Source organism: Flavobacterium chungnamense (assembly GCF_039539165.1).
Taxonomy (GTDB): domain Bacteria; phylum Bacteroidota; class Bacteroidia; order Flavobacteriales; family Flavobacteriaceae; genus Flavobacterium; species Flavobacterium chungnamense.
The window spans coordinates 93,074-106,149 of the sequence record NZ_BAABCS010000010.1; the positions used below are offsets into that span (position 1 = coordinate 93,074).

Sequence of the window (13,076 nt, forward strand, 5' to 3'; positions counted from 1 at the left end):
TAATCAAAGCGAAAGGTTAATCCATTTCTCCTCGCAATGACGTTTCAAAAATGGTTTTAAAAACATTTGAAGCTACTTTTTGACCTAACAAATACATTAGTTTTGTAATTGCTGCTTCTGTAGTAATATCTTTTCCTGAAATTAATCCGATTTTTTTTAATTGTGTGCTTGTTTCATATTGTCCCATGCTCACACTTCCGCCTGAACATTGTGTTACATTGATGATATACAAACCATTTTTGATGGCTTTTTTCAATATTTGAATAAACCATTCTTCCGTAGGAGCATTTCCAGAACCATAAGTTTCCAAAACAATTCCTTTCAAATTAGGAATAGCAACAATAGCTGAAAACACCGATTCACTTATACCAGGAAACATTTTAACAACAGCCACATTATCATCTAATTCTTTGTGAACGCGAAGTTTTTTCGTGTTTTTTGGTAATAAAGACAAATTATTTACATTCAAATGAACTCCTGATTCTGCTAATGCAGGATAATTTGGCGAAGTAAATGCGTTAAAATGTTCAGCATTAATTTTAGTCGTTCGGTTACCGCGATATAATTTGTACTCAAAATACAAACAAACTTCTTGAACAACAGGTTTTCCTTTTTGTTGTAGTGATGCAATTTGAATTGCAGTAATTAAATTTTCTTTGGCATCAGTTCTTAAATCACCAATTGGTAATTGTGAACCTGTAAATACAATAGGTTTTGAAACATTTTCTAGCATAAAACTCAATGCAGAAGCAGAATAAGACATCGTATCGGAACCATGTAAAACTACAAATCCATCAAATTGAGCATAATTATCCTCAATAACTGAAGCAATTTGGACCCACTTTTCAGGATTCATATTCGAAGAATCTATAGGTTTTTCAAACGAAAAAGTTTCTATTTGACAATCTAATTGTTTCAATTCTGGAATTTTATCCAATAATTGATTAAAATCAAATGCCTTTAAAGCACCTGTTTCAAAGTCTTTCATCATACCAATGGTTCCACCGGTATAAATCAGAAATATTTTTGGTTTAGATTGCATTCTCGTATTTGGATTTATTCACAACAGGATTGGCATACATATTTAAAAAACTTTCTACCATGAAATCATTGGTTACATCAATCTTCATTTCCAATCGTCTTTCAAATAATGACTTTTCGTCTTCTGTATATTTGTCTGAATATTTATTGGTTTTATTCAATAAATCATAAGCGATATAATTGGTTGGCCACAATTTATAAGATTGCAAAATTGAATCATCAATAACTTGCGCTAATGCCTGAATTTGTTTGTTAGAATTGTCATTTTCAGCCGAAATCAAATCCAATTCAGTATCTAAAACATCTCCAACGTGAATGTGAATTCGCTTTTTCTGACCAATAATTCCGCTTAATAAATTTACGAAATCTTCGTTTTTATCTTTAACGTAAACCTCATCGTTAGCTTCTGCCATAAGTTGAGGCATTTTTAAAGCATCCGTTGGATCATATTCATACGAAATTGAAACCGGAACTATTTTTAATTTCTTAAAATAATCCATTAGATTGGCGCCATCAGAACCCATTCCAAGCATTTTTAAAACGCCTGAATGTGTGGCGTCATTGCCATCTTTAGTTCTTCCTTCGCGTTGAGCAATCCAAACCGAACGGTTTTCTCGAAGAAGTAAATGACCAATATATTCTGACATTAACTTGGAGCTTTGCAATAATTCACGAGGCGGCAAACCTCTTTGAACCAAGAAATTACGATTTAATTTTGCCAATGTATTCATGAAATCTCTTTTCACAAGATTATCACCAATAGCAGAAGCCGTCATCACTAATCCATGATCAAACAAACAAACGTTCAACAAAGAAGTATCTAAAATGATATCACGATGATTAGAAATAAACATATAAGAAGTGTTTCTTTCTAATTTTTCAAATCCGGAAGTAGATAATCCTTCCGATGATTTTTGTAAGACTTTTTGAATCGCTTGATAAATAAAATTGCATTGAAAATCTCTAATAGAATGCGTACGTTTCAGTTGCTCTTTCCAAACCTCATCGTCAAGATCAGGAAATGCAAAATTCATAATCGCTTTCATCATCGGATGATTTAACGACGCTTTTATAGCATCATTAACCTCTGTTTCATAAAACGGACGAATGGCGTCAAATTTCTGCATTTTAGATTTCATTTTTAAGAAAAACAAAATAACAAAAAATTTATGACTTTTTGATTATATAATGGTTAAATGGATTAAAGTTGACACGAATTTCACGAATTATCACAAATTTAAAATTCAAAAAAATTACACGAATTTAGAAAGCATATTTATTAGTTCTACTTTAGTGAAAACCTTTTAAATTTGTGTAAAAAAATTAAATTCCAAAAATATCCTTGGAATTTTCTGTAGTAATTCGAGCGATTTCTTCAATGGGAAGATTATATATTTCAGCTAATTTTTGAGCTACTAAAACGGTATAACTGCTTTCATTTCGTTTGCCACGATGCGGATTTGGGGCAAGATAAGGTGAATCGGTTTCGAGAACAATATGTTTTAAATCGATATCTTTCAAAAACTGATCAATCTTTCCGTTTTTGAAAGTGGCAACGCCACCAATTCCTAGTTTTAACCCTAAGGAAATAGCGCGTTCTGCTTGTGAAAAATCGCCTGTAAAACAATGAAAAATTCCGAACAAATCATTGCTTTTTTCACCTTGAAGAACTTCAAAAGTTTCATCAAAAGCATCACGACAATGAATATTTATAGCTAAACCTTGCTTTTTTGCTAATTGAATTTGCTGTTGAAAAGCAAACTGTTGTTCTTTCAAAAAAGTTTTATCCCAAAATAAATCAACGCCTATTTCACCAACGGCATAGAATTTCCTTTTTGTAAATTCGGCTTCTACATGAGCCAATTCTTCAAGATAGTTTTCTTTCACATAACATGGATGCAAACCCATCATCAAGAAAATATTATCTGGAAATAACGCTTCCAAATCATACATTCGTTGCGTATAAGTAGAATCAATCGATGGAATAAAAAATCGTGAAACGCCTGCATCAATAGCTCTTTGAATCATTTCTGTTCGGTCGTCTTGAAATTGGGAAGAATATAAATGCGTGTGTGTATCCGTGAAAATCATTTTTTTTTATTGTAAGTTGAACACTTCGACTCGCACAGTGTAAAAGTTTCGAGTTGCAAAAGTAAGGAAAGAAAGTGTGAAAAAATACTGTAGATTTTACAATTAAAATATAGGGCAATTGTTTTGTTTGACTATTTTTGTTTGAATGTTAACTATTAATACATGAAAGACTTTCAAGATGTGCTTAAAAAAGCAAAATACAAAAAAATTGCTTTCAAAGTTTCTAAAACCCAGCATTTACTGATAAAGGCAAGTATTAATGGCGTAAAAGGAAACTTTATTCTAGATACTGGTGCGAGTAATAGTTGTGTTGGTTTTGAGAGTGTTGAATTATTTCTACTTACAGCCAAAAAGTCTAAAACTAGAGCCACTGGTGCCGGTGCCACTGGAATGTTTACACAAATTGCAAAAAACAACACCTTACAACTTGGCAGATGGAAAGAAACTGAATTTAGTTTAGTAGTTTTCGATTTATCACATGTAAATGAAGCGTTACAACAATATAAAGCCAAACCTGTTCATGGAATTATTGGTGCCGATATTTTATTACAAGGAAAAGCTATTATTGATTACTACAATCATTGTTTGTATTTGAAATAGATTATTTATTCCTAAATGAAAAATACGCAATAATGGTGCTTAAAAACATCAAAATTCCACCTAATACAAATGGAGCGCCTGCAAATTGAAACGGTGCTTCTTTATGAGTAAAAAAATAAAAAACAGTACTCATCATTGGCGGACCAACAATAGAAGAAGCACTCATCAAACTTGACAATGTTCCTTGAATTTCTCCTTGCTCGTTTGCAGGAACTTGACTTGATATAACAGCCTGCATTGCAGGACCAGCAACTCCTCCAAGACAATAAGGTATTAAAAAGGCAAACATCATCCAACTTTGTGAAGCAGTTGCAAAAAGAAACATTCCAACAGTATATAATGCCATTCCAACATAAATACTTTTTTCGTTTCCTAATTTCGGATTTATAACGCGTATCAATCCGCCTTGAACTATTCCGACTAAAAGTCCGATAGCTCCAAGTGAAATTCCTACCATTTTTTCATCCCAATTAAATTTGTACATCGTAAAATAACTCCAATTACTATGAACAGCATGTGAAGCCGTATAAAGTAAGAAAATGGAAACTACAAGACCAATTAACTTTGGATATTTTCTCAAATTCATAAAAGCACCAATTGGATTAGCTCTTTTCAAACTAAATTCTCTTCGGTTGTCTTTTGATAAAGATTCAGGTAAAATAAAATAACCGTAAAGGAAGTTCAATAAACATAAAACTGCTGCTGCGTAAAACGGAACTCTTGAACCATATTGTCCTAAAAGTCCTCCGATTACTGGACCAATAATAAATCCTAAACCAAAAGCTGCACCAATCATTCCAAAGTTTTTGGCTCTGTTTTCTGGTGTGCTGACATCTGCTATATAAGCAGAAGCTGTTGTAATACTTGCACCCGAAATTCCGGCAATAATTCGTCCGACAAAAAGCCAAGTAATGGTCGGAGCAAATGCCAATAGCAAATAATCTAACGAAAAAGCAAACAGCGAAATTAGAATAATGGGGCGTCTACCAAATTTATCACTTAAATTCCCAATTAATGGGGCAAATATAAATTGTGTTATTGCGTATGCAAAAGTCAACCAACCACCAATTTTTGCAGCTTCACTAATATCACCATGAATTAACTCCTTAATTAACTTCGGAATCACTGGAATAATAATTCCCCAACCTGTAATATCGATAAGCATGGTTATAAAAATAAAACCTATCGCTGCCGATTTTTTGTTTGATGCCATAAAAAGTATTGGTTAGTGAACACAAATAAACGAAAAAATCCCAAACTCTTTAGGAATTTGGGATTGGTAATTAATGTTATATTTATTTTATTTTTGGAAATATATCATTGCAGCATCTAATATTGTTTTTTTCAAAGCTACTACACTTTCAATTCCTTTAACATCATATTTTTTTCCACTAATTTCTATGTAATAATTGTTTTTTGAACTTAGTATTTTACAAACTATTTTTTTATTATTATCATCAACTAAAATATTAAAACTATTTTTTTGATCTCTATAACTTATTCTTTCAGCATCAATTTCTTTTCTATGTATTAGAATAGTTTTAATTGTATGATATATTTTCAACTCTTCGGCAGTAGTAATTATTAAACTGCCATTTTTAGATTCCTCTTCAATAACTTTTTTAAGTGCATTTTGAATTGAATTTGAATTAATTTGTTCTCTAATTTTTAATTTAATTTGGTCTGTCATCCTCTTTCCATTCATTCTATTAAAAATTGCTTTAATAAAATCATCAGAAGGCTCATATAATTCATTAGCAAATGCATTTGAAAATCCCTGAAGAAAATAATATTCTGAAGCTTCATCTAACAATTCTTTTACATCGATATTGTTTTTATGTAATTTAGATAAATTATCGATTAATGAATCATTAATATCATTAAAATTAAAAACTAAAAATGGATTTACATTTATGCTCGTTTCTTTATTTCCTTCATCTGCACTATAAACTCGCCATTCAATTCCGTTTGTTAAAATCCCAATTTTACAACTTGGAGTATTAATAAAATAACCATTTAATTGCCATGCTTCTTTATCAGTTAAAGTCTTACCATACTTTTTACATTCAATAATTATTTCAGGGTTTTTACCTTTGACTAATAGTCCAATATCTGCTTTGTCATTTTTTTGTCCCCAGCCAGCATTTATCTCAGTCAACATATCATCCATTCTACTATAACCAAGTGTTTCAATTATAGGCTCAATTAAATATTGTCTTGTTTGTGCTTCGTTCGTACACTTTTCGTCCATTTTACTAAAATCAATTTTAGAAAGTGTTTTTTTAATTACGTTTGAAATTTGTTTATTTACTGGCATATTTTCAAATAGATTAATATAGTTATGTCAAAGATATTGATTTCTTTTTATTTTATTATTCTCTTAATAAAAAAATCCCATTCAGTTTCCTAAACGGGATTTTAAATATTATAGTTAAATTAAAATCTACAATTCTAATGCTTTTTTAGCATTTCCACCCATTAAATGTTCTACTGGATTTTCTAATGCTTCTTTAACAGCCACAAGGAAACCAACTGACTCACGTCCGTCGATAATTCTGTGGTCATAAGATAAAGCAACATACATTACTGGAGCGATAACTATTTGGCCGTTTTTCACGATAGCTCTATCAACAACATTATGCATTCCTAAAATTCCTGATTGTGGAGGATTGATGATTGGTGTTGACAACATACTTCCAAAAACACCACCATTAGAAATAGTGAATGTTCCACCTGTCATTTCATCAACCGTAATTTGTCCGTCACGAGCACGAATTGCTAATCTTTTGATTTCAGCTTCAACTCCTCTAAATGATAATGTTTCAGCATTTCTCATTACAGGAACCATTAATCCTTTTGGACCAGAAACCGCAACTGAAATATCACAGAAATCATAAGAAATTTTCTCTTGACCATCAATCATTGAATTCACGTCTGGAAATAATTGTAAAGCTCTTGTAACCGCTTTAGTAAAGAAAGACATGAAACCTAAACCTAATCCGTGTTTTTCTTTAAATGCATCTTTATAATCAGCTCTTAAAGCATAGATAGCTGTCATGTCAACTTCATTGAAGGTAGTTAACATAGCGGTTTCATTTTTAGCAGAAACTAATCTTTCAGCTACTTTACGACGTAACATTGATAATTTTGTTTTTTCCGAACCACGATTTCCGCTAGTTGGAGTTCCCATTGATGGTACCGCATTTACAGCATCATCTTTAGTGATTCTTCCCCCTTTTCCAGTTCCAATGATTTCCGTTGGTTGGATGTTTTTCTCGTCTAATATTTTTTTAGCCGCTGGTGAAGGCGTTTGTGTAGCGTATGTTTTTTCAGCAACTGGAGCCGCTTTTACCTCAGCTTTTGGAGCTTCTACAACTGGTTTCGCTTCTTCTTTTGCTGGTGCTTGAGCATCACCTGATGGTTTAGCTGCGCTTGTGTCAATTAAACAAACTACTGCTCCAACAGCTACTGCATCGCCTTCTTCTGCTTTTAGAGTAATAATTCCGCTTGCTTCTGCAGGTAATTCAAGAGTTGCTTTGTCTGAATCTACTTCAGCAATTGCTTGGTCTTTTTCTACATAATCGCCATCTTTTACTAACCAAGTAGCAATTTCAACTTCTTTTATCGATTCGCCTGGAGAAGGCACTTTCATTTCTAAAATCATATTCTTTTAGTTTAAAGTTTCAGGTTTAAAAGTTTAAAAGTTTAAAAGTTTATTCTGAAAATTATATAATTATTTGTTATTATGTTCTTTTATTATTAGTTCAATTTGAAAATGCAATTCAGGAATTTCTTGTGTGATTATGTTCCAAATAGTCTCATAATCTACTCCCTGATAATGATGAATAATTTTATCTCTCAATTTAGCCATGTAACTCCAAGGAACGGAATTATATTTTAATCTAAAATCTTGATTCAGATTTTTTGTTGCTTCTCCAATTATTTCTAATGCTCTAGTTATAGCTCTTTTTAAAGTTTCATCATTATAAAAATCTTCTTCATCTAACTTTTCAACTATAGTTAGAATATAGTTTATTTCTATAAAAATGTGCTTAATGAATTCTATTTCATCAGATTTTGACATAATCTACCTCTTTTAAAATATGTGGTCCAATAAATTCACTTAATCCTTTTTTAGAAACAATATCAATTTTATTATTTTTAAAGAGGTTTTCTAATAAATCACAAAAATCAATATAATTTTTTAGAGTTTTCTTCTCTTTAATTATATCAACTAAGAAATCAATATCACTATCTTCTGTTTGTTCATTTCTTACGTAAGAACCAAACAAACCAATTTCTGTAACACCAAAACTTTTAATTGTTTCCTTGTTATCTTGGATAGTTTTGAATATGTCTTGTTTAGTTAACATAGATATTTTAAAATTTATAATCTATTCTCTTTGTTCTTTATTCTATTTTCTTCTTTAATTATCTAAATAAATTTTTATCAAAAACCATTCTAATTGCATCAGCGTGACGTCTTCTATCTCTAGTATGACTTCCTGCTGCTGGTGCTGCATAAGCTTTTAATGATGCTAATCTCCATTTTACTAAATCGAAATTCATCAACATATAACTATATGCTCCCATGTTTTTTGGCTCTTCTTGTGCCCAAACATAATCGTCAGCGTTTGGATAACTAGCAATAATAGCTTTTAATTGTTCTACTGGCAAAGGAAATAATTGCTCTACACGAACCAAAGCTACATCATTTCTTTCTAATTTTTCTCTTTCTGCAAGAATATCAAAATAGAATTTTCCGGTAACGAAAACTATAGTTTTTACTTTTTTCTTGTCAACTGAATTGTCATCAATTGTTTCTTGGAATTGTCCATTGTATAATTCTTCTTGAGTAGAAACACATAATGGATGACGCAGCAAACTTTTTGGAGAAAAAACCACCAACGGTTTACGGAATTTCGTTTTCATTTGTCTTCTCAATAAATGATAGAAATTGGCTGGCGTTGTACAATCAGCTACATACATATTATGACGTGCACAAAGTTGTAAATAACGTTCCATTCTAGCCGAAGAGTGTTCAGCACCTTGACCTTCATATCCGTGAGGTAATAAAAGAACAATTCCGTTTTGGTTGTTCCATTTGTCTTCACCGCATGAAATATATTGGTCAATCATGATTTGCGCACCATTAGAGAAATCTCCAAACTGTGCTTCCCAAATTGTTAATGCATTTGGATTAGCTAAAGCATAACCATAATCAAAACCTAAAACACCATATTCTGAAAGGAAGGAATTAAACACATTGAACTTCCCTTTTTTATCTTTAAGTGAATTTAAAAGAATTACTTCTTCTTCACTATCTTCTACTTTTACGACGGCATGACGGTGAGAAAATGTTCCTCTTTCAACATCTTGTCCTGAAATTCTAACATCAAAACCTTCGGTTAATAGTGAACCATAAGCTAATGACTCAGCTGTTCCCCAATCGATAACATTGTTATCATACATTGTTTTTCTGTCATTAACAATTTTTGAAATTTTGCTAATAAACTTTTTATCAGACGGCAATGTTGAAATTTCGTTGGCTATTTGATCTAATTTCTTTTTATCAAATTTAGTGTCAAATTTTTGCAACATAACATCATCAGAAACTTGTTCGAATCCTTTCCACTCGTCTTGTAAGAATGGTTTGATTATCGTCAAATCTTTCTTACGAGATGCTTGAAGATTTTCATCTAATTTATCTTTGTATTCGTTTTCAATTTTGGTAATGTAGGCAGCGTCAACGATTCCTGCAGTAATTAATTTCTCTGCATAAATATCTCTTGGATTTCTATGTTTAGCAATGATTTTATATAAAACTGGTTGTGTGAAACGTGGTTCATCACCTTCATTATGTCCATATTTTCTATATCCTAATAAATCGATAAACACATCGCGTCCAAATTGCATACGGAAATCTAAGGCAAATAACATTGCGTGAACAACTGCTTCAGCATCATCTGCATTTACATGGAGAACTGGCGATAGTGTAACTTTTGCAACATCTGTACAATAAACTGACGAACGTGCATCTTGATAATTTGTGGTAAATCCAACTTGGTTGTTGATTACAATATGAATAGTTCCACCAGTTTTGTAACCATCTAATTGAGCCATTTGAACAATTTCGTATACAATTCCTTGTCCGGCAACAGCTGCGTCACCGTGAACTGCAATTGGTAATACTTTAGAGAAATCGTCTGGAGTATATTTATCTTGTTTAGCACGCGCAATTCCTTCAATTACAGCACCAACAGTTTCAAGGTGCGAAGGATTTGGAGCTAAATTGATGTTGATTTTTTTACCCGATTTGGTTTTTCTTTCAGAAGTTAAACCTAAATGATATTTTACGTCACCATCAAAGTATTCTTTATCGTAATCTTTTCCGTCAAATTCTGAGAAAATATCTTGAGTTGCTTTTCCGAAGATATTAGCTAAAATATTTAATCTTCCTCTGTGTGCCATTCCCATAACGAAATGTTCTACACCTTTTTCTGCCGCAGATTCAATCAAAGCGTCAAGTGCAGGAATGATACTTTCACCTCCTTCAAGAGAAAAACGTTTTTGACCAACATATTTTGTATGAAGAAAGTTTTCAAAAGAAACCGCTTCGTTTAGTTTTCCTAAAATGTGTTTCTTTTGGTCTCCGTCAAAATTTGGAAGATTATCGTTTACATTTATTTTATTTTGAATCCACTGAATAACTTCTGGTTTTCTCATGTACATGTACTCAATACCAATATGTTGGCAGTACACATTTTTAAGATGAGTGATGATTTCTTTTAAAGTTTGAGATTGCTGTCCAATTACTTTAGCAGCATCAAAAACGGTATTCAAATCTGCATCTGAAAGTCCGAAGTTTACTAAATCTAAATTTGGTTCGTAGGTTCTTCTTTCACGAACAGGATTAGTTTCAGTAAAAAGGTGACCACGTGTTCTGTAACCATCAATAAGTTTAAGAACATTAAACTCTTTTTGAAGTTTTTCAGAAGCTTGTCCGTTATCTATAGATGTTGCAGCATAATTGGCTACATATTCACCTGCGTTTTCTTCGTTGAAAGTTGCCATTCCAAAGTCAAAACCTTGAAAGAAAGCACGCCAACTTGGTTCAACACTATCAGGATTTACAAGATATTGATCGTATAATTGAGCGAAAAATTCGGTGTGAGCTGCGTTTAAGAAGGAAAATCTATCCATATTTAAAGATAAAATAATCGTTGTGTTAAAAAATTTATGCAAAAGTAAAATATTTATAACAATCTTTCAATGTTTTTACTACTTTTATGTCGCTAATTAACTATATATACATGTATGAAAAAGAATGCCTTACATAATTTAACAAAAAGATTAACATTTGTGTTTTTTATTGCGCTTAGTTTACAAATGATAGCGCAAGAAAACCCTAATACTGAAAATAAAAGTGATTTTTGGAGCGATGTACAATTTGGTGGTGGAATAGGTCTTGCCTTGGGATCAGGTTACAGCAATATTTCTATTTCTCCAACAGCTATATTTAACGTAAACCAATATGTTTCTGTAGGTGCAGGATTGCAATATAGCTTTTTAAAACAAAGCGATTTTTACTCCTCTCACATGTATGGTGGAAGTGTAATTGCCTTATTCAATCCAATCGAAGAAATTCAATTATCTACCGAATTAGAGCAATTAAGAGTAAATGTAGATTTAGAAGGTTCTAATAGTAATTCGGCTGATTTTTGGAATACTGGTTTGTTTGTTGGAGCTGGCTATCGTATGGATAATATAACCATAGGCATTCGTTATAATGTTTTGTTCAATAATGATAAAAACGTGTATGCTGACGCTTTAATGCCATTTGTCAGAGTATTTTTCTAATATTTACTTCTAAACCAAACTTTCATCCATTCGCGTTTTAAAATTAAAAACGAGACTTGTTCGGAAAGTTCCATAATATCGGAACCATCTAATTTTTTTACTTGATCTTCTGGAACATCAACTATATAAAGTAAACTCAAATACTCAGCGAATTTGTATTGAATTAATCGGTAAATTTTTTCGTGAAGTTGAACTTTTAATTCATCAGGTTTAGTGCTTAGATGAAAATCTACAGGTTCATTTGCAAAATTGAAATCCTTATTCAATTGCTCAATAAGTTTTTGGTACAAATTCTCTTTTTCTGCCTCAGAAAGTAGGTGATCTGTTGATATTGGAGCTATAAAACTAGACATTTCTATTCATTAAGTTTTCCCCAAAAGCTTTTAACATTTGTTTTTTATCATTTGAAATATTCATTTTTTCTAAGGTTTCAAATGCTTTAAATGTATATTCTTGAATAGCTTTTTGCGTAGCTGCAGATGCCTTTGTTTGATTAAAAATTGATTTTACTGATTCTATTTTATCCGAATTATCACTTGGTTGAATAGAAAATAAATGTGTTAATTGCTCTTTTTCATCAGCATTAGAAAACTCCATTGCTTTCAAATATAAATAGGTTTTTTTGTTTTCAATAATATCACCACCCACTTGTTTACCAAAGGTTTCAGGATCACCAAAAGCATCTAAATAATCATCCTGCAATTGAAAAGCTATTCCTAAATTCAAACCAAAATCGTAAATCAAATTGGCATTTTCTACTGACGTTTCAGCCACAATTGCTCCCATTTTCATTGCTGCACCAACCAAAACAGCTGTTTTGTATTCAATCATTTTTAGATATTCCGGAATCGTAACGTCTTCTCTAGTTTCAAAATCGACATCATATTGTTGTCCTTCACAAACTTCTAAAGCTGTTTTGCTGAACAATTTTGCTAATTCTCTAAAAATTTTTGGTTCGTATTCTTCAAAATGTTGGTAAGCCAAAATTAGCATTGCATCACCAGAAAGAATTCCGGTATTAACATCCCATTTTTCATGAACCGTTTCGTTTCCTCTTCTCAATGGTGCATCGTCCATAATATCATCATGAACTAATGAAAAATTATGAAAAACTTCTATTGCTGTTGCTGCTGCTAATGCTTTTTTACAATCTACATCAAAAACTTCGGTCGCCATTAATGTTAAAATTGGACGCATCCTTTTTCCGCCTAAATGAAGAATGTATTCAATAGGTTCATAAAGATTTTTGGGTTCTTTATCCAAATGCAATTCTGTGAAATAAGCTGAAATAAGTTCTTGATAGTGAGAAAGTGCGTGCATTAATTGTGAGTTTAATTTTTAATGTTTCAGGTTCACAAAAGTAAGTCAAAAAAACTTTAAAGAGCAAAACCGAAACTTTATCAAATGTTAAATTTATGTAAATACTATGGAAACTATTTTTGTATTCAAAGTTTCCAACTTACATTTGTAATCGAAATTTAGAA

13 protein-coding genes are annotated in these 13,076 nt (G+C 31.7%); 2 read left to right on the top strand and 11 right to left on the bottom strand.

The genetic code is table 11. The features are described from left to right. Positions 1 to 16 precede the first annotated feature (16 nt). The 3 genes from ABD771_RS05810 to ABD771_RS05820 all read right to left on the bottom strand — a co-directional run bounded on the left by ABD771_RS05810 (position 17) and on the right by ABD771_RS05820 (position 3,132). A complete protein-coding gene (locus ABD771_RS05810) occupies positions 17 to 1,042 on the bottom strand; it encodes an asparaginase (RefSeq protein ID WP_345091955.1) in 1,026 nt (341 codons plus the stop codon). Then, positions 1,032 to 2,168 carry a 1-acyl-sn-glycerol-3-phosphate acyltransferase gene (locus ABD771_RS05815; RefSeq protein ID WP_345092112.1) on the bottom strand — a complete coding sequence of 379 codons (1,137 nt, stop codon included), beginning with the start codon at positions 2,166 to 2,168 and terminating at the stop codon, positions 1,032 to 1,034. Before ABD771_RS05815 ends, ABD771_RS05810 begins: the two co-directional genes overlap by 11 nt. Positions 2,169 to 2,364: 196 nt before the next feature. Continuing rightward, a complete protein-coding gene (locus ABD771_RS05820) occupies positions 2,365 to 3,132 on the bottom strand; it encodes a TatD family hydrolase (RefSeq protein ID WP_345091958.1) in 768 nt (255 codons plus the stop codon). Between the two features lie 162 nt (positions 3,133 to 3,294). Here ABD771_RS05820 and ABD771_RS05825 point away from each other — a divergent pair, with 162 nt between their 5' ends. After that, positions 3,295 to 3,732: a retropepsin-like aspartic protease gene (locus tag ABD771_RS05825; RefSeq protein ID WP_345091961.1), complete on the top strand. Its 438-nt coding sequence runs from the start codon at positions 3,295 to 3,297 to the stop codon at positions 3,730 to 3,732. A 1-nt stretch (position 3,733) separates the two neighbouring features. Here ABD771_RS05825 and ABD771_RS05830 read toward each other — a convergent pair whose 3' ends face one another. The 6 genes from ABD771_RS05830 to ABD771_RS05855 form a co-directional block, all read right to left on the bottom strand. Next, positions 3,734 to 4,945 (bottom strand): TCR/Tet family MFS transporter, encoded by a 1,212-nt coding sequence (locus ABD771_RS05830; protein WP_345091965.1) that lies wholly within the window; start codon positions 4,943 to 4,945, stop codon positions 3,734 to 3,736. A gap of 87 nt (positions 4,946 to 5,032) precedes the next feature. Next, positions 5,033 to 6,049, bottom strand: coding sequence for a type I restriction enzyme HsdR N-terminal domain-containing protein (locus ABD771_RS05835; protein WP_345091968.1), 1,017 nt, complete (start codon positions 6,047 to 6,049; stop codon positions 5,033 to 5,035). A 126-nt stretch (positions 6,050 to 6,175) separates the two neighbouring features. Then, positions 6,176 to 7,396, bottom strand: coding sequence for a 2-oxoglutarate dehydrogenase complex dihydrolipoyllysine-residue succinyltransferase (odhB, locus tag ABD771_RS05840; protein ID WP_345091971.1), 1,221 nt, complete (start codon positions 7,394 to 7,396; stop codon positions 6,176 to 6,178). Between the two features lie 69 nt (positions 7,397 to 7,465). Next, positions 7,466 to 7,816: a HepT-like ribonuclease domain-containing protein gene (locus ABD771_RS05845; RefSeq protein WP_345091974.1), complete on the bottom strand. Its 351-nt coding sequence runs from the start codon at positions 7,814 to 7,816 to the stop codon at positions 7,466 to 7,468. Further along, positions 7,803 to 8,105: a nucleotidyltransferase family protein gene (locus ABD771_RS05850; protein WP_345091977.1), complete on the bottom strand. Its 303-nt coding sequence runs from the start codon at positions 8,103 to 8,105 to the stop codon at positions 7,803 to 7,805. Before ABD771_RS05850 ends, ABD771_RS05845 begins: the two co-directional genes overlap by 14 nt. A gap of 58 nt (positions 8,106 to 8,163) precedes the next feature. Continuing rightward, the gene (locus ABD771_RS05855; RefSeq protein ID WP_345091980.1) at positions 8,164 to 10,935 is read right to left on the bottom strand and encodes a 2-oxoglutarate dehydrogenase E1 component; all 2,772 of its coding nucleotides are present in this window, start codon (positions 10,933 to 10,935) and stop codon (positions 8,164 to 8,166) included. Positions 10,936 to 11,049: 114 nt separating this feature from the next. Between ABD771_RS05855 and ABD771_RS05860 the strand changes: the two genes are divergently transcribed. After that, positions 11,050 to 11,592 (top strand): hypothetical protein, encoded by a 543-nt coding sequence (locus ABD771_RS05860; protein ID WP_345091983.1) that lies wholly within the window; start codon positions 11,050 to 11,052, stop codon positions 11,590 to 11,592. On the opposite strand, the gene ABD771_RS05865 is transcribed toward ABD771_RS05860, so the two are convergent. Beyond that, positions 11,589 to 11,945: a hypothetical protein gene (locus ABD771_RS05865; protein ID WP_345091986.1), complete on the bottom strand. Its 357-nt coding sequence runs from the start codon at positions 11,943 to 11,945 to the stop codon at positions 11,589 to 11,591. The genes ABD771_RS05860 and ABD771_RS05865 overlap by 4 nt on opposite strands. Then, positions 11,938 to 12,912, bottom strand: coding sequence for a polyprenyl synthetase family protein (locus tag ABD771_RS05870; RefSeq protein WP_345091989.1), 975 nt, complete (start codon positions 12,910 to 12,912; stop codon positions 11,938 to 11,940). Before ABD771_RS05870 ends, ABD771_RS05865 begins: the two co-directional genes overlap by 8 nt. Between the last annotated feature and the right edge of the window lie 164 nt (positions 12,913 to 13,076).